The sequence below is a fragment of the Streptomyces sp. NPDC093071 genome, from assembly GCF_044754545.1.
Lineage (GTDB): Bacteria > Actinomycetota > Actinomycetes > Streptomycetales > Streptomycetaceae > Streptomyces.
On sequence record NZ_JBIVPH010000002.1, the window covers coordinates 111618 to 128736 of the forward strand.

The 17119-nt window shown below is 69.3% G+C and carries 10 protein-coding genes and 5 pseudogenes; 8 read left to right on the top strand and 7 right to left on the bottom strand.

Annotated features, from left to right (window positions below; all coding sequences use genetic code 11):
* Positions 1–1491: 1491 nt before the first annotated feature.
* The 3 genes from ACIQD7_RS06415 to ACIQD7_RS06425 are packed head-to-tail and all read right to left on the bottom strand — an operon-like array spanning position 1492 to position 3719.
* Positions 1492–2469 carry an ABC transporter permease gene (locus ACIQD7_RS06415; RefSeq protein ID WP_402439914.1) on the bottom strand — a complete coding sequence of 326 codons (978 nt, stop codon included), beginning with the start codon at positions 2467–2469 and terminating at the stop codon, positions 1492–1494.
* A gap of 3 nt (positions 2470–2472) precedes the next feature.
* On the bottom strand, positions 2473–3330 hold the full coding sequence (locus ACIQD7_RS06420; protein WP_402439917.1) for an ABC transporter ATP-binding protein: 858 nt from the start codon (positions 3328–3330) through the stop codon (positions 2473–2475).
* Positions 3327–3719, bottom strand: coding sequence for a GntR family transcriptional regulator (locus tag ACIQD7_RS06425; protein ID WP_402439919.1), 393 nt, complete (start codon positions 3717–3719; stop codon positions 3327–3329). The genes ACIQD7_RS06420 and ACIQD7_RS06425 overlap by 4 nt, the downstream gene beginning before the upstream one ends.
* 861 nt (positions 3720–4580) lie before the next feature.
* On the opposite strand from ACIQD7_RS06425, the gene ACIQD7_RS06430 reads away from it, so the two are divergent.
* On the top strand, positions 4581–5210 hold the full coding sequence (locus ACIQD7_RS06430) for a hypothetical protein (RefSeq protein WP_402439922.1): 630 nt from the start codon (positions 4581–4583) through the stop codon (positions 5208–5210).
* Here the strand turns inward: ACIQD7_RS06430 and ACIQD7_RS06435 are convergent.
* Positions 5198–5962: pseudogene (locus tag ACIQD7_RS06435) on the bottom strand (IS5 family transposase). The gene ACIQD7_RS06430 and the pseudogene ACIQD7_RS06435 sit on opposite strands and share 13 nt — an antisense overlap.
* A 419-nt stretch (positions 5963–6381) precedes the next feature.
* On the opposite strand from ACIQD7_RS06435, the gene ACIQD7_RS06440 reads away from it, so the two are divergent.
* The gene (locus ACIQD7_RS06440) at positions 6382–7947 is read left to right on the top strand and encodes an alpha/beta hydrolase (RefSeq protein ID WP_402439924.1); all 1566 of its coding nucleotides are present in this window, start codon (positions 6382–6384) and stop codon (positions 7945–7947) included.
* Between the two features lie 457 nt (positions 7948–8404).
* Here ACIQD7_RS06440 and mobF read toward each other — a convergent pair.
* A pseudogene (mobF, locus tag ACIQD7_RS06445) lies at positions 8405–10591 on the bottom strand (MobF family relaxase).
* A 254-nt stretch (positions 10592–10845) separates the two neighbouring features.
* Here mobF and ACIQD7_RS06450 point away from each other — a divergent pair.
* Positions 10846–11163 (top strand): hypothetical protein, encoded by a 318-nt coding sequence (locus ACIQD7_RS06450; RefSeq protein ID WP_402439927.1) that lies wholly within the window; start codon positions 10846–10848, stop codon positions 11161–11163.
* Positions 11164–11278: 115 nt separating this feature from the next.
* Here the strand turns inward: ACIQD7_RS06450 and ACIQD7_RS06455 are convergent, their stop codons facing one another.
* Positions 11279–11446, bottom strand: a complete 168-nt coding sequence (locus ACIQD7_RS06455) for a hypothetical protein (RefSeq protein WP_402439929.1) — start codon at positions 11444–11446, stop codon at positions 11279–11281.
* A 147-nt stretch (positions 11447–11593) separates the two neighbouring features.
* On the opposite strand from ACIQD7_RS06455, the pseudogene ACIQD7_RS06460 reads away from it, so the two are divergent.
* From ACIQD7_RS06460 to ACIQD7_RS06480, 5 genes and pseudogenes are all read left to right on the top strand, one after another.
* Positions 11594–12754 (top strand): annotated as a pseudogene (locus ACIQD7_RS06460) (IS3 family transposase).
* A gap of 447 nt (positions 12755–13201) precedes the next feature.
* On the top strand, positions 13202–13696 hold the full coding sequence (locus ACIQD7_RS06465) for a cupin domain-containing protein (RefSeq protein ID WP_402439932.1): 495 nt from the start codon (positions 13202–13204) through the stop codon (positions 13694–13696).
* Between the two features lie 357 nt (positions 13697–14053).
* On the top strand, positions 14054–14323 hold the full coding sequence (locus ACIQD7_RS06470) for a hypothetical protein (protein ID WP_402439935.1): 270 nt from the start codon (positions 14054–14056) through the stop codon (positions 14321–14323).
* Between the two features lie 353 nt (positions 14324–14676).
* A pseudogene (locus ACIQD7_RS06475) lies at positions 14677–14987 on the top strand (RNHCP domain-containing protein); the annotation flags it as partial.
* Positions 14970–15331, top strand: a pseudogene (locus ACIQD7_RS06480) (RNHCP domain-containing protein); the annotation flags it as partial. The pseudogenes ACIQD7_RS06475 and ACIQD7_RS06480, both read left to right, overlap by 18 nt.
* Positions 15332–15384: 53 nt before the next feature.
* Here the strand turns inward: ACIQD7_RS06480 and ACIQD7_RS06485 are convergent.
* Positions 15385–15990, bottom strand: a complete 606-nt coding sequence (locus ACIQD7_RS06485; protein ID WP_402439938.1) for a dihydrofolate reductase family protein — start codon at positions 15988–15990, stop codon at positions 15385–15387.
* Between the last annotated feature and the right edge of the window lie 1129 nt (positions 15991–17119).

Sequence of the window (17119 nt, forward strand, 5' to 3'; positions counted from 1 at the left end):
CAACCATTAAATCCGCCCACCCCGGGCCGGTTGGCGGCCCCCCCCCCCCCCGGCAACCCACCGCCCACCCCCCCGCAAAAAAACCCCCGCCCGGGGGGGGGGGGCCCCCCCCCCGGCGCCCCCCCCCCCCCCGCCCCACGCGACGACCGGTCAGGAACTACAAGCCCCCGGCAGCCCGCTCGCCACTGCCAGGAGAGAACCTACCGGGGGGACAGCAGGATCCTGGGAGGGATGCGACCCGCCTCAAGGCCGCACGAAAGACGCCTGCTACATCCGGGATGCTACGAGGATGCCCGGCTGCCCGGTCGCCGCACTGAACCGCCACGCTTCCCGTCGTTCCAACTGCCACACCCTGAACCGGGAGCCGACAAAGAGCTCGATTCGGGTGCCTCCCGGAGTCCCGCTCAGGTCGGCGCACATCTGCGAAGCGCCGTGGTTGTCGTCTTCGTCAGCGCCTGGTCAGTTTGCCGGTGCGGGTATATACCAGAGCCCGGCCGGCTCAGGCGTGCCGGTGCCTATGGCGGGTACAGCGAATGGGACAAGTGTGTGAGATCGGGTCGAGGGGGATTGTGATGGGGTGGACGTACTGGGCGGCGCCAGGCGGGGGGCCCGACGGTCCGACGTGGCTGAGCACAGGGTTCGCGATCGTGGTCGCAGTCGGGGCTGCAGTAATGGCTTTCGCGTACGTACGCCGCAGGCGCTGACCCTGGTCGCAGACACGAACTCCCGAGATTCGTGCCAGCCAGCACTCCGGCAAGCAAGCAGCGTTCCGGAGAGAACCGCGCAGCCCCTCCGGCCTGGAACCCGATGCACGGCCACGAGTCCGTCCCTGACCATGCGACGCGGCGCGTCACAACAGCGCCGAAGGCGACCCGCCGACAACCAGGGACACGACCCGGCAGCACCCGGAGTCAGCGACTACCGATGCGGCCATGCCCATACGAGCAGAACGCTGCCACCGCAGAAGGGTCCACACCCTGCAAGTATCCGCATGAGACCTGCCTCGCCCAGGTTCTCCCCGCCAACCAGATCATGCACCTCGACCTGCCCGAACACGAGCAACTCACCGTGGTCTGAAGTTCTGCGCCCCGCCACAGCGCCCTCCAGCCGGTCTTCCCCAATCCAGGTCAGGGGCGGCCATCCGCAAGTTCCGGGTGAACTCCTCTTCTCGGCGGGTCGGTCAGGTGATGCGGGCGATCAGGACGGTGACATTGTCGGCGTAGGGGTCCTGTACCGCGTAGGCACGCCGGACGGCGTCGGCACCGACGTAGGAGCCGGTCCACCAAGGAGAGGCGGGCGGGATAGGCGAGAGTGGAGAAGGCCGGGACGGGGTGTTGCTTGATGTCGACGCCCTACTCGCCGCCCCACGCTTCCCAGACGAGCCGACCGGCCGTCTCTGTCTTGAAACATACCTGTGGCCTGCGGCACGCCGCAGACCACGAGGGGTGAGCGAGGAGGGGCCGTTGGTTGATGTTGTCGCCGGGTGGGGCGTCAGGAGGTGCGGCGTCGTACCAGGTGGGCGGCGGCAGCGAAGAGGGCCAGGGCCAGGCTGAGGTAGAGGGCGATCTCGATGCCGAGCATGGCCGTGTAGCGGTCTGCGGGATGGTATTCGGTGTAGTGCTGCAGGCCGTGTTCGGTCAGGTAGCGTTCGAGGGCGGCGCCGCCCTCGCGGACGGTGTCGCCGTCGTAGACCTGTTTGAGGATGTCTCTCTTCTCGCCGTCGGAGATCCTGTGACCGGCGCTGTTGATCAACCCTTCGTCGACGATCCAGTCCGTCGGGGGAAGCGTGTCGGACGTCTTCTGCACGCTGGGGGCGTCCGTGCGGACCAGGGGGCTCAGGTAATGGGGCCGGAGCGTCTCCTCCAGCGTGATGCGGACCGTGAGGTAGGTGGCGAGGGTGAGGCCCATGGCGATCACGGTCCGGCGCAGGAGGACTCCGGCGAACACGCCGAGGGCCAGTGCGAACAGGGTGAGTGCCACCAGGCCCGGCGAGACGGTGAACGCCGCGGTCCGCATCCGGCTGCCCATCGCGTCCAGAGGCTGGCGCCACCAGGTGAACAGGAGGGAGCAGGCGAGCGCGAGGACGGCTGCCGCGGTGCCGACCAGGGTCAGCTGGGTGAGGAGCCACCGGGTGCGGGAGACGCCCTGGGTGAAGGCGAACCGCCACGTGCCGTTCTCGAACTCCCTGGCCAGGAGGGGCGCGCCGACGAAGGCGCCTATGAGGGCGGGCAGGAAGGCCACCCACACCATCCGGTTTCCCCACTCGCCGTACTGGGCGGCGAACTGTTCGACCAGTTGCGCGCATCCCGCGCGGGCGTGGGGATCGGTGACACAGGCGGCGATGCCGTCGGTGCGGTACTGCTCGTGCATGGCGAGGCCGCTGATGAGGGTGGGGACGGCGACGGCGGCCAGCAGGAAGGCGCTCGTCAGCAGGACGGCTCGGTGCTGGCGCCAGGTTACCCAGATCACTGTTCAGTCCTGCCCTTCGAGGTAGGCGAGGACGAGGTCTTCCAGGTTCACGGGGTGGGCTTCCCATCGGGGGTGGGTGGGCGCGGTGGCCGGCTGGCGCACCAGGAGGTGGCTGTTGCGGTCGCCGTGTGTGGCGGCGACCAGGCCGTCGAGCGCGGCATCGTCGACGCGGGGGCCGGACAGGACGCGGTGTCCGGCGAGCAGGTCGTCGATGTCGCCGGCGAGGCGTACCTGTCCGTCGCGCAGCAGGACCAGGTAGTCGCAGACCCGTTCGAGTTCGGTGACGACGTGGGAGGAGAGCAGGACGGTGACGTCCGTCTCGGCGACTGCGGCGATGAGGGTCTTCATGAACTCGCGGCGGGCCAGCGGGTCGAGGCTGGCGACGGGTTCGTCCAGGACGAGCAGACGGGGCTGTTTGGCCAGGGCGAGGGTGAGGGCGACCTGGGCCTGCTGGCCGCCGGAGAGGCGGCCGGTCTTGCGCTTGAGCGGGATGCCGAGGTCGCGCAGGCGGCGCTCCGCGCCCGCCTGGTCGAAGCGGGCGTTCGTCTTGCGGCCGTAGCGCAGCATTTCGGCGACGGTGAACCCGCTGTAGAGGGGGTGGTCCTGGGCGACGAACCCGACCTGGGACAGAGTCTGCGGACGGTCCGGCCGCAGGGGTGTGCCCAGTAGGGAGACGGTGCCCTCGGTGGGCGGCATCAGGCCTGTGGCCAGGTGCAGGAGGGTCGTCTTGCCCGCGCCGTTGGCGCCGACGAGAGCGATGACCCGGCCCGCGGGCAGGGACAGCGTGCAGTCACGCAGCGCCCAGTGCCGGCCGTAGCGCTTGCCCACGCGATCGATCCGGACAGCGACGTCGGAGCTCATGCCGTCTCCCTGTACTGCTCGTCGTCCATGACCGCCTCGACCATCGCGCGCACCTGCTCCGGAGCCAGGCCCGCTCCCCGCGCGTCGGCCAGCCACTGCCGCAGCCTGCCCGACAGCCGGGCGTAGGTCGCGGCGGGCACCTGCTCGATGCTCCCGGTCACGAACGTGCCCTGCCCGGCTCGCGCCACGGCAAGCCCGGCGTGCTCCAGCTCGCGGTACGCCTTGGCCACGGTGTTCGGGTTGATCACCAGCCCGGCCGCCACCGCCCGCACCGTGGGCAACTGGTCGCCTTCCTGGAGATGGCCCAGCAGGAGGCCGCGGCGCACCTGATCGACCAGTTGCAGGTAGGCCGGCACTCCCGACCTGTCAAGCATTCGGAATGCGAACACGGGCAACCTCCATCGCGCGATGTCTCAATGTACTAGCGATATAGTACACAGATGTGGAGTGTCGCCCACGCAGCCGCGAACACTACGACGAAACCCCGCCACCACCGCTTCAACCGCAGGCGATCCACGACAGAAGAACCGTCCAGGGGAACGGTCACCCGGACCGGGTCGGTGAGGTGCGGGCAGGAAAACGAGAGAAAGCGGCGGGGCCGGGCAGGATCTTCCTGCCCGGCCCCGTGATCGCCGGGTCAGCCGAAGCCGAGCGCCTCCTGCGTGAAATCGGCCGGCACCGGAGACGGTCGGGGCGGGAGCGGGGGCGCACCGTTCTGCCCGGCGGCCCTCCAGCGCTTGTGCAGCTCGCCCTTCCAGCCCTTGGGCGGGAAGCAGGGAACGCCCCAGGCGGCGAGCTGGTCGCGCTTCCGTCCGCCGGCGGGCGCGGTCGGCCGCGTAGCGCTCGCACTCGGTGCGCAGGCCGGCCCCCGCGTCGCCGTGTCCGGCAGCCGCGCGGGCCAAGCGGCGCGCGGCGGTGCGGGTCCAGGCCCGGACGGCATGGGTGTCGCCGACGCCGCCGAGGAGGGCGTAGGCGCGGGTCCCCCGGCATCCTGCACACCGCCGTCGCATCGCACTGGAACATAAGAAATCTGGCTTCGTTCACGTGAAGTAGCAGCGTTTGATCAGTGGTTTGGGTGGCAGTTGGCGATCTTCAATGCTGTAGATGCTCACGAGAAATGGTTCTGGCTCACTTTCCGTGATTGGTGCCAATCCGTTACGGCTACCGATGAGCGGGGAGCGTAGTGCTTGCTGGTGCCGGGTGTCATGATCGGCTGTAGCCGACTGATAAAGCAGGGACGGGGCGGGCGAGTGGAGAAGTTCACCGTCGAGCCGCTTCGGATGGTCGATTTCGTGGAGCACGTGCGTCGCCGCCCAGCGAGGTATTTCCTGGTCGATCAGGACAGCCCCGAACTTCCCACCGAGGTCCTGCGAGCGGTGGCCTGGGACGCGCTGCACCGCCGCGACGGCAGGCATGGACAGATCAGTGTCGAGATCGGATCTGATCTCAGCTTCACGGTGGAGAGCGATCAGCGCCCCAGCGCCGATGAACGGGAGAGGCTTCTTCCGGAATTCTTCGGTTCCCTGCTCTACATATTCGACATGCAGCGATGGGCTCCCTCCGCAGCTGCCGCACTCAGTGTCCGCACAGTCATCGAGGTGTGGCTGGATGGCTTCGGCTATCGCCAGGAGCTCGTCGGGATGGACCCGACCGGCCCCATGAAGGAGTTCATGGCGCCGAAACCCTTCGGGACCCGGACCGCGTTCCACCTCGATCCATCGTTCTGCGGTCCGGGCGAGGCCATCGGCTGGGCGCTGCGGCCCGAAGAACTGCATCGAGAAGGAGGAACGCGCAAGGAACATCCCTCACCCACGACGTTTCCGATTCACGACCTTCGCGCGGAGGCTGAGGAGTCACTGAGCCGTTTTCATCCTGAGTAGCTGCAGGTCAGGAGCGTGTGGACGGCTTGGACGATGGTGTCGATGCGGCGGGTGGAGCATCGGGCTCGGCGGAGGATCCGCCAGGACTTCAGCTGCGCGAAGACGCGTTCCCCAGGAGCTCTCAGGCGGGCGTGGTCGCGGTTGAACTGCTGGTAGTGCTCGGGCTGTTCGCGGTGGTTCTTGTAGGGGGTGCGGACGGTTGCGCCGGCGCCCTGGTAGGCCCGGTCGGCGAGAACGAGGATCTGCCCGGTCAGGCAGGCCTGCACGATGCCATGGGCCCGGGCTGCGGTCAGGTCGTGGGTGCGACCCGGCATCGCGCGGGAGAACCACAGAGGTGTGCCGTCGGGACGAGCGATGACCTGCACGTTCATGCCGTGCTTGCGGTGCTTCATGGAGTAGTACGGTTCGTCGGCTGTGATGCGGTCGATGGGAATCAGCGTGCCGTCGACGATCACGTGGTCACCCTCGCCCAGGCCGGTCAGGGCCTCGTGCAAGCCCGGCGCCCACGCCGCGAGGATGCCGAGGGTCTCGTCGACGTAGCGCCAGGCTGTGGCTGTGGAGACGCCGAAGCCGGCCGCCAGGGCAGGCAGCGTCTCGTTCTTGCGCAGGTGCACCAGGACGAGCAGGGCCTGGCGAAAGCAGCCGAGCTTCCGCCACCGCGAACGGCGTTCACACCTTCATACGTAGATGAGCCGGGAAACGTACTCGACCAGCTCATGCGGGACGTCGACCGTGGCACGATACGGGACCAGGCGAGGCTCCTCGGACGATGCGTGGTGCGTAGAGAACACCACCGCAACGACCAGGAGCCTCGCCTCGTTACACACCCACGCTGACCTGCTATTTCACCCCGCAGAGACAGGATGAAAACGGCTCACTGACCGAACAGGACCCACACGGTGACTGCACAGACCTTGGAGAGGTCTTCGCTGGAGGCGTCCGGGGTATGGACGACGGCGATCTCGTCAGGAGCACATGGGCGCCATCGGCGACGCAGATTTTCCGCACCTCCCCGCTCAGGCGGGCGCCGCCGTCCCCGAAGCCGACCTGTCAAAACTGTGTATTCGAACTCGGTTGTTTCGTAGGCACGTTAGCCTGTCCGGCGCCCCTGCGGACCGCCCCTGCGGACCACTGGGCGCCATTCACCACCCCAACGAAAGAAGGCACTCCCTTGCTCCTGAGACGAAGAACGACCTCCAAGATCGCCCTGGGCGTGGCCGCGTTACTCATCCCCACGCTTCTCAGCGCCCCAACTGCGGCCATGGCTGCGGCTGCTGCCGGGCCCGGTTCGTCGGTGGCCGCCCCGGCCACCTCCTCCTTGACCTGGCAGGGGTGTGGCGGCGACGTCCCCGACACCGTCGAGTGCGCGACCCTCAAGGTGCCTCTCGACCACCACGAGCCGGGCGGCAAGAAGATCGCCGTATCGCTGTCACGGATCAAAGCCGCCAACCCGGCCGAACGCCACGGGGTCCTGCTCTTCAACCCGGGCGGCCCCGGCAATTCCGGGCTCTTCTATCCCCTGGCACTCAGCGGTCTTCTGCCGCAGTCCGTGAAGGACCGGTACGACCTGATCGGTTTCGATCCGCGCGGGGTCGGCGCCAGCAGTCCGCTAGCCTGTGGCACGACCACCGCTGACGAACGGCTGACGTACCGGCCTTACAGGGACGCGACGTTCGCCAAGGACGTCGCCTGGGCGCGCAACATCGCGGATCGCTGCCGGAACCGTAGCGAGGAAACGCTCCGGCACATCACCACCCGCAACACCGCACGCGACATGGACCTCATCCGCGCGGCCCTCGGAGAACGGAGGATCTCCTACTTCGGGCTCTCGTACGGCACCTACCTCGGTTCTGTGTACACCCAGCTGTACCCCCAACGGGTCGACCGGTTCGTCCTGGACAGCGCAGTCGATCCCAAGCGGGTCTGGCGGGGCATGGGGCAGGTCTGGGCAGAACAGGCGGAGACCGTGTTCGACCGGTGGACGGACTGGACCGCTCGTCATGCGGCACGGTACGGACTCGGTGACACGCCCGCCGAGGTCGAGAGGCTGTTCTGGGACATCGTGGCGCGCGCCGACAGGGAACCGCTCGATCTCGGCGGTACCAGGTTCGACGGTGCCGAGGTCCGTGAGTACATTCGCTGGGAGATCACCCACCCGTCCATCGCCGCCAGGACCCTGGGGCTGCTTCGGGACGCCGCCGCGGGCAAGCCCGTCCCGACCTTCCCGACCTTCGTACCGACCGACAACGAGCTGGCGAGTTACCTCGCGATTGTGTGCGGTGACACCCGCTGGCCCACCGCCTCGGCCGTCTACCGAGCCGACGCCCGGCGCGACAGCGTCCGCTACCCCCTGTACGGCGACTCCGTCTCGAACATCTTCCCGTGCGCCTACTGGGGCCGCCCGATCGAAGCGGCCACCACGATCGACAACAAGGTGCCCGCACTCATCGTCCAGAACGAATGGGATTCGCAGACCCCTCTGGCCACTGCACTCGGTATGCGCCGGGCGTTGAAGGGCTCCCGGCTCGTCACGGTGGACGAGGGACAGGGCCACGGCGTGTACTCGCTCGGCATCAGCGCATGCGCCGACGATGTCACCACGCACTATCTGATCACCGGCAGGCTTCCGGTCCGGGACGTCACTTGCGCGGCTGACCCGCCCCCCGCGGAAGACTCCCGTTCCGCCTCGCCGAGCCCCGCCACGGCACCGGCCCGTCTCCCATTCTTCGGCCGCTGAGCCCTGGCAGAAGGCAGCGGAAGGCCTTGTTGCGGGACTGTCCGGTCTCCGGCCGGTCAGCCCCGTCTTCGTCAGCGGACCAGCCCGCGTTCTCAGGATCCGGTGTCACCGTCGGGCCGGTAAACCTCGTTGCTGCTGGGTTTTCGGCAGAGGGTCGCACACCGTCACCCGGGAGAAATGGTTCGCGAGCGTACGGCCGGGTCAGCGCTCCTGTGCCGGGTGTCTTCCTGGCGCGATCGGTGCCGATTCCGTCCGGGCGCACAGCCAGACCGGGTGGCGAGGGTGGGTTCAGCGTCGGTGGGAACGGTGCAGGCGTACGACCCTCGGCGGATTCGGCCGGCCTCTGGGATACTGCCGTGTCCGGCGTCCCCGGACCGGCGCGGGCACGGCGGGCGCCGCTTACAGCGCCGCCCGCAGCCGGACCGTGTCGGCGAGCTGCTCCAAGCGCTCCATGTACTCAGGTGTGAGATCCGGGATCGGGTGAACCATGGCAAGGACCTCCGTACATCGGTGACCGGCACTCCCACCCTCGTCTCCCTCCCCCACCGCCAAGGAGTGGCCGACGGTCGTGTCCCAGCCGATGCGACCGCGACTTCGGCCCCCGGCCCGCCCGACGGGACCAGAGCACGAAACGGTGGGCTCCACTCTCCATGGAGTAAAACCCACCCGTGGAGAGTGGAGCCCACTCAGCGGCTCGCCCCACCATGTCCGGTACCGGGCTGTCCGGTACCGGGCTGCCCGTGCTGCTGGTCCTCGAGGACCGGCCGGGGAGCGGGAGCTTCGGGCCGGGTCCGTAGCGCTCCCGGAGTGCCTTGCCGCGCCTCTTCATCTCCTCGATGCGGGCCTGGATGCTGCTGATCTGCTCGGCGGTCAGATCGTGCGCGCCCGTCTCGGCGCGCGCCTTCTGCAGTGCCCGCAGCCGCTCCATGTAGTCCGCTGGCTCGTCCCCGGCCTCTGGCTCCTTGGTGTCGGAGGTGGTGTCGAAGAGGGGGAGGAGCTGTTCGGGCATCGCGGCTTGCTGGTGCGTGGTGAGGCCCTCGTAGTAGCGGGCGCGTCCCGCGCCGCGTGCGGCACGCATCTGGTGGGTGAGGGCGGTGGAGGCGATGACCGCGCAGTCGTAGCGCAGCGGGACGCGCGGGATGTCCCACTCCCCTACCTCCCCCGGCAGAGCCGGACTGTCCGGGGCGGTGAGGCCGGTCGGGGGCCGGTGGTCGACGTCGGGAGCCGCCTCCGGTGCGCGCCGGCGGGCGCGGGCGGGATCGGGGTGGGCCCAGCGGGCGGTGTAGAGGCGGTAGTCCGCGAGCAGGCCGCGGGTGGTCTTCGGTTCGGTGATGTCCCGGCAGTGCGCCGCGATGGCCGCGTTCACGATCGTCTCGTCCAGACCGGGCTCGCGGCGGCGGCCGCGCTGGACCAGGGCGAGGAAGCGGCGCGCTTCGGCGAGCAGGTGGCGGCGGTGGAAGAGGCCGTTGCTGCTCATCACGAACACCATCGCGGAGATGCCGAGGGCGGCCAGGGCGACGTCCAGGGTCTCGGCGACCTGGGCGCGGATCGCGGCGGCCGCGGCCCGGGCCCGCTCCAACAGTCTGTCGACGAGCTCGGCGGCCTCCCCGAGGAACTCCTTCGCGCTCGCCCGCCAGTCGGTACGCAACTGGGCGAGCGGGCGGGCCTTCGGCTTCGGCGGGTGCGTCTTGCGGGCGGCGATCCGGTTCAGCTTGGTGCGGGCCTGCTCGGAGACGACGGGCCCGAACGTGAGGTTGCCGTCTTCGTCGACGGCGGTGACGTACTCGTGCTCCAGCTCCTGGCGGCACAGGTCGATCTCGTGGCCGCGCTGGGACATCCAGCCGATCAGCTCGTGCGGCACCCCGCCGATCTCCATCATCGGCCGGCGCCCCGCGCTGACCGTACGCGGCTCGGAGGCCACGTCCAGCGCCTCGCACCCCTCTGTCATGACGAGTTCGCTGTAGAGGGAGGAGGTCGCGACCACGTTCTCCAGCAGGGTCGTGGAGTGCACCGCGCCCCACTTCCCGTCCGGCCGCAGCCCGCGCAGGGACACCAGGACATGGTCGTGGAGCAGCGGTGTTCCGGCTCTCGACTCGTGGTGGCGGAAGCGCGCGAAGGCCAGGCCGTGTACCGGGCGGGTGGGGTAACGGCCCTGGGCGCCGACGCGGATGGTCGCCGCGTGGTCCTCGATCCAGGCGAGCGTCGTCTCGATCGCCCGTTCGTGCGCGGCCTCGATCACCCGCCTCGTTTCCTCCTCCCCCAGCGCCCAGAGGAGCTGGACGGTCGGCTGCGGGCGGAAGACGAGATCCGCTCCGGTGACCTACACCGCGCGGCCCGGTCTCCCGGCCTTCGCCGCGACGGCTGGTGTCTTCCCGGCGGCAAGCACCTTGGCGACGAGGCGGTCGCCGTGCGGGTGACGGCCCTGCCCGAAAAGCTGGCGCAGCTCGTCCTCGGTGACGATCGCTCCGGGGCGCAGGCCGAGGTCGGCCAGGCCCCGTCCCGTCCACCGGCCCGGCGGAACACCCACCTGTACCTGGGCTATGCCGAGGGGCGTGCGGACGGGGCGGAGGTAGTCGCCGACGACGACCTGCCGCAGGTAGTAGCGGTACATCTGACCGCGCCTGATCAGGCGGACATTCATCATGACCACCACGCCACACCGCCCTGACCAGCAGAAAAGGCCGATCCGGTACACGTCGCGCCAGGCGGAACGAGGCCGCCGACTTTCTCGTCCGTGTCCCGCCGGGCGGGACACGGCCCGGGGCCGACCCGGAGTGTCATCGCTCTCCGGCACCACCCCCGACGTGCCGTCTGACGCCTATCAGCACCACGTAGCGCACCCTTTCCGCTTCACCCCGAACGCTCACCCGGCCCCCGGTATCCACCGGGTGCCTCGTCGTGCTGCCCGGAGGAGAACCCCGTGCCCGCGTTCGAGACCACACCCGCTTCACCACCGACCTCGACCGCCCCACCCCCACACAGCGCCACCGCTTCCGCCACGCCGTCCTCGACGCCTTCGTCCCCGACCTGCGCACCGGGCGGCCCTTCCACCCGGGCCTGCGCATCAAGGGCGTCCGCTCCGTCCCGGGCGTCTACGAACTGACCTGGGGGCCGGACGGGCGCGCGACATGGTCGTATGGCCGGGCACGGATAACCGGGGGCCGGCACATCGTGTGGCGCCGGATCGGGACCCACGGCATCTTCGCCCGACCGTGAACGGAGCGGATGCTTACGGCGAGAGAACCGCCCTTCTCCACGCACGGAAGGGCGGCCCTTCTTCTGGGCTTCATCAGACAGGAGGCGACGGAGGATAGCTGGTCGGTGTTGTGTCTCAGTCGGGATGGACCTCGGCGATCGGCCGCCCCAGGGCATCCTCCTTGTCGGTGAGCAGGTAAACATAGAGGTCGAAGGCGACGTGTACCTCGTCGCTGGGAGCGTGGGGCTGATCGGTGGTGAGGGTTCGGCCGTGGTCCGGTCCGTACTGCAGCAGGATTCTCATGACGCGGACCGTACGACCTGTAACGCCTTACGTCTTGGGGTGCGGGCCGGCGATACCGGTAGGCAGCCGGGCTGGATCGGGTCTGCCGCACGATCGGGTGACATCTGAAGTGGCCTGCCCTGTGGGGCAGGTGGGAAGAATGTCGCTGTGCCCAAGCCTTATCCGGAAGAGTTCCGGCAGGACGTCGTGCGGGTCGCGCGGAACCGCGGCCCGGGTGTGACGGTCGAACAGGTCGCCGCTGACTTCGGGGTCCACCCGATGACGTTGTGGAAGTGGATGCGCCGGGCGGACATCGATGACGGGGCCAGGGCCGGGGCCACCAGCCAGGAGAATGCGGAACTGAGGGAGGCACGTCGGTGGATCGGGCTGCTGGAGCAGGAGAACGAGGTGCTGCGGCGGGCCGCGGCGTATCTGTCGCAGGCGCATCTGCCGGGAAAGGATCTGCCCGCTCGTGAAAGAGCCGGCCGCGGACGGAACGCCCGTCTCGGTGACGTGCCGGGTGCTCGAGCTCGCCAGACAGCCGTACTACCGCTGGCTCGACAAGCCGGTGGCTGACGCCGTCCTTGCCGAGGCGTATCGCGCGAACGCGCTCTTCGACGCTCACCGCGAGGATCCGGAGTTCGGCTACCGGTTCCCGGCGGACGAAGCACGCGACGCCGGGGCCTGGATGGCGGACCGGACGGCGTGGCGGATCTGCCGGGAGAACCGCTGGTGGAGCGTGTTCGGGAAGAAACGCGGCCGGGGAAGAAGGCCGGCCCGCCGGTGCACGACGACCTCGTCCGTCGTGACTTCACCGCGGCCGGCCCGAACCGGTTGTGGCTCGCCGACATCACCGAACACGCCACCGGCGACGACAAGCTGTGTCTCCGTGCGATCAAGGATGTCTTCAGCAACAGGATCGTGGGCTACTCCATCGACGCGCGGATGAAGTCCCGCCTGGCCGTGACCGCCCTCGAGAACGCCGTGGCCCGGTGTGAAAATGTCGACGGGTGCATCCTGCACAGCGATCGCGGATCACAGTTCCGGTCCCGGAAATTCGTCCGGGCACTCGACCGCCACCGGATGGCCGGATCGATAGGGAGAGTCGGGGCAGCCGGCGACAACGCGGCCATGGAGTCCTTCTTCAGCCTGCTGCAGAAGAACGTCCTCGACCGCCGTAAGTGGACCACTCGCGAGGAACTGCGGATCGCGATCGTGACCTGGATCGAGCGGACCTGCCACCGCCGTCGCCGGCAATCCGCACTCGGCCGGCTGACCCCCGTCGAATACGAGACCGTCATGACCATACCGGCCCTCCAGGCCGCGTGACCGAACCTGTCACCCGAACTTGCACCAGACCCCGTGGATGAGCCGGGAAACATGCTCGACCAGCTCGTGCGGGATGTCGAGCATGGCGGGATACGGCGCCGAACGAGGCTCCTCGGACGATGCGTGGCGCGTAGAGAACACCACCGCAACGGCTAGAAGCCTCACCTCGTTGCAAACCCCAGCTGACCTGCGTTTTCGCCTCGCAGAGACAGGATGGGACCAGCACAGCGGAAGGTGTGTGTCGGTGCCCGCGTCAACGCCGTCGGCGGGAGCGATCACGGTGGGCCACGCCGCGGACATCCGCGAGCCGTCGCTCTTCTTCCCGGAGAATTGACCCACGATTCAGCCAGTGGAATGAACCATGAGGAGGGTCTTTTCGGGTTCTAGGTTAGGAGTGTCGCCAGGGAGTACCGCCTGGTGGAGCCAGTGGAACACCCAGGAGCAATCATGTCTTTCACCACCGCTCAGCCCGTTCTCGTCCGCGCCCAGGAGGCCGAAACCTTGCAGGACGGAACCCTCAGCCTGATCACGCTACTCGCCGACTCACCTGCCACCGGTGGCGCGTTGACCGCGAACAAGGCCACGTTCCGGAAAGGGTCGCCGGGTGCGCCCGCCCACTTCCACACCCGCGCCACCGAGATGTTCCTGGTCCTCAGCGGTTCCATGCGGATCCTGCTGGACGACAAGGTCGTCACGCTCGGTCAGGGCGACTTCCTGACCGTTCCGCCGACCGTGCCACACGCCTTCGCGCCGGCCCCGGGGAGCGAGGCCGAGATGATCGTCGTGTTCACGCCCGGGATGGACCGGTTCGACTACTACCGGCTGCTCGAGCGCGTCCACCGGGGTGAGGCCACCGTGCAGGAGATCAAGGACAGTTCCGAGCAGTTCGACAACCATTACTTCGAGAGTCCCGTCTGGCAGCGGGAACTCGTCGGCCGATGAATCGTCACCGGCGCCGGAACAGGTCGTGGACCCGGTCCCGCGGTCCGTACCACTCGGATACGTCCCGCCACGGGGCGCCGGTCAGGGTCCGTCACCGTATGCCGTTCACCAGCTGCCGCGTCCACACCCACGGACGGCCTGGCTTGACGCCCGTCGGCAGTAAGGACTCGAGCCGGGCCCGTTGAGCCTCTTTCATCCCGGGGTTCCAAGAGTGGAGATCCAGAACATCCCCGCGGCTCAGAGCTGCTCAAGGTCCCTCGGTGGGCCCAGGGTGAAAGAGGCTCGACGACAGCGGCCAGGGCTGAGCGGACGGATGGAAGCCGTCCGGCCGCTGGAGCGGCCGCGATACTGGCCGCCATGACCGGCACACCCGAACCCGCCACCGCGGGCCCGTTCTCCCGGATCAGGATCAGGGCCGGGGCTCTGGTGTTCTGCGGTGACGACGTCGCCCTCATCCGCCGCGACCGCGCCGGCTCCACCCACTGCACCCCGCCCGGCGGCAGCCACGAGACCGGCGTCATCGAGTGGATCGACTACCGCGAGCCCGAGTGCTCGTTCTCGCTGCTCCGGATCACGGTGCGGGCCTCACCGGCCACGTCGTGTGCCTCCGGTCTCGTCTGCGGGTGAGGGCCGACGCCTCACGCCACCTCGTGGGAACCGTCACCGGGAGCACGCCCCTCGGGATATCGCGTTGACACCCCGGACGGCGTCTTGCCGGCTTGCGCGGGTCGTTGTGGTTCGTTCTGGGCCTGCGCACCCTGGAAACGGGTGCTTGATGACCCGGCCCATGCCGAGCGCGCCTCGCCGCATCGTGTAACCGTCCGCAGCTTTTCGCCGCCCGCTTCCTCGGGCCGCTGCCGGACGCGTCCTCCGGTGCCTTGAACCGTCCGTTCGCCGACCAGGCGTCACGGGCTGCTTTCCGACGAGGCCACTCGGCCTGCTCCTGCCGTCCTGACAGACTCCCGGCAAGGAGCACCCGGGTGTCCAGCCACACCACCACCGACGCCACTCTCGGCCCCCGCGCCTTCGCCTGCGCGTGGTACGGACCGGCCGTGTCCGCCGACGATGGCGCGCCGCGCAACCACTGGCCGTCCCGCCTGCATTCACGGCACGTCCTCGATCACCTCGAGGGCGGCCCGAGTGACTGCGGGGGCGGACGTCCCCGATCGTCGTCGTCCTGCCCACCGGTGACCGGACGGTGATCCAACGCTGCGTGCGCCGCGACGAGCTCGCCTCCGAACCTGCTCGCACGGATGACAACCAGCTCGTCCTGATGCGCACGGCCGTCCGCTCGCCGGCCCCCTTCGACTTCCGGTGCACGTCCTGCCGGCTGGACGTGTCCCCGGACGCACCCGGTACCGCACACCGCACACCGCACACCGCAACCACTGTCCCAACTGCCTGACCAGCCTGCACGTCGACCGGAAGGTCCCGGGCGACCGGGACGCGGACTGCCGCGGCCGGACGGAGGCGCTGAGTCTGTACGTCCACGCCGACGGCGAGTGGTTGATCGTCCATCAGTGCGCCGCCTGCGGTGAACTCTCCGCCAACCGCATATCCGGCGATCGCGACCTCCTCGCCCTGGTCCGCCTCGCCCTCAGCCCCCTCGCCGACACCGGGGCCGCCGCCCGCGCCCCGTCCGCCGACGGGCGGCCGGGGCGCGGACCGGAGCGGCGACCGGGGCGTCGTCAGGCAGGTGCGCCGAGCGGCGGGTGGTCGAGCACGCGGGGCTTGTACTCCACCATCTGGGTGCGGCCGTCGAAGGTGCGGTGCCCGATCATCTCCAGGGCGACGTCCGGATAGCCGTCGTAGATGCGCTCCGCGCCCGTGGCCCCCGTGATCACAGGGAACATCACGACCCGGAAGCGGTCGACGAGCCCCGCCCGCAGTAGGGAACGGCCCAGGCTGAGGCTGCCGATCGTGGTGAGGAGGCCCGAGCCTTCCGCCTTCATGGCGCGGACAGCCTCGACGGCGTCGCCGCGAACGAGCGTGGCGTTGGCCCAGGTGAGCGGCTCCTCCAGAGAGGAGGAGAACACCACCTTGGAAGCCCGCGTGAGCTCGTCCACGGACGCCTCCTCCTCCGGCCTGAACTCGTCCTGGCCGTCCGGGACCTGGCCCGCGGCGAAGCCCGACATCAGGCGGTAGGTCTTCGCCCCCATCAGGTACGTGACCTCGGGCTGCTCACCGAGCCACGCGAGGTACTCCGGGCCCTCCAGTCCCCAGAATCCGGGCCACCCCTCTCCTGATGCGTAGCCGTCGAGAGAGGTGATGAAGTCGACGAGAAGCTCCGACATGGCGGTGTCCTTCCGGTGGTGTCACGCGTGTGCGGTGTCACGAATTCTTCGGTGTCGCGAATCTGCGGCGTCATGGGCTTGGACCGGCCGGGAGCCGGGAACTCATCGGCCGCGCTGCGGGGCGGGCGGGAGCGTCCCCGGCCGAGCCCAGTAAACCGCTCAGGGCCCGCCCGAAGCGCTCAGGCGCGTCAGACAGCCGGCCCGGCCTGCCTCAAGTGGCGGCACCACATGCGGCCGGCCTCCCCGGCACCGCCGGAGAGGCCGATCCCGCGCCGTGTCGGCCCGGCACCGTTGTCAGGAGCCCGGCAGCGGTCGTTCAGAGCGCACCGGTTCAGACCGTGAGGACCGCTGTACGGGAGCAGGGTGTGGAAGGGCTGACGGCATGACTGAGCACTCCTGACATCGCGACCACGACCGGATCGAGCGGAGGCAACCCGCGCAGGCCCCGGCCGGTGAGCCGCCGGCCTCCGACCACGACCGCGACCGCGACCGCGTCGCCGGGAAGATGCCGAGGAGGTACGGGCGGCCGTTGCCGTCGACCGTCTGGAGATGGACGATCTCGATGCCGGGCTGACCTTGATCTACCGGGCCAGGACCCGTGGAGGGCTCGCCGCGGCCGGCCGCGACCTGCCGGACGCCGGCCCACGGGACGCCCTCGTGGTCGATCGCCCGCCTCGCGCTTCGCCCTCGGCGTGTTCGGCGGGTTCGAACGCCAGGGTGAGTGGGTGAACCCGCCGCGCTTCACCGCCTGGTCGATGTGGGGCGGCGGTCGACTCGACCTCGGCGACGCGCGGTATGCCGACCAGGAGACGGTCGTCCGGGCCGTCGCGCCCTTCGACGGCACCCAGATCGTCCTCCCCGACGACATCGAGATCGAGGTCAGGGACTTCGGGCTCTTCGGCCTGTTCGGAAAGCGCGGCGCTCGGAAGCCCGACAGGCCGGGCGCGCCCCGCGTGATCGGCAAGGACCTCGTGATGTTCGGCGGTGTCGTCACGAAGAACAGGCGGGTGGGCCGCTCCTCCACCGAGACGTGGCCGATCCTCCGGCGCCCGACCCCCGGCGTCCGGGCTCGGTTGCGCCCCCTCCTCCGGCCCCCGGCTCCGCCGGTACGGCACGGTCGAGGCGTTGC

What these genes read in the sequence shown, in the direction of transcription:
- ACIQD7_RS06420 (WP_402439917.1), bottom strand. Translation starts at nt 3,330, where the DNA reads ATGAGCTCCGACGTCGCTGTCCGGATCGATCGCGTGGGCAAGCGCTAC.
- ACIQD7_RS06455 (WP_402439929.1), bottom strand. Translation starts at nt 11,446, where the DNA reads ATGAGAATCCTGCTGCAGTACGGACCGGACCACGGCCGAACCCTCACC.
- ACIQD7_RS06465 (WP_402439932.1), top strand. Translation starts at nt 13,202, where the DNA reads ATGTCTTTCACCACCGCTCAGCCCGTTCTCGTCCGCGCCCAGGAGGCC.
- ACIQD7_RS06470 (WP_402439935.1), top strand. Translation starts at nt 14,054, where the DNA reads ATGACCGGCACACCCGAACCCGCCACCGCGGGCCCGTTCTCCCGGATC.
- ACIQD7_RS06485 (WP_402439938.1), bottom strand. Translation starts at nt 15,990, where the DNA reads ATGTCGGAGCTTCTCGTCGACTTCATCACCTCTCTCGACGGCTACGCA.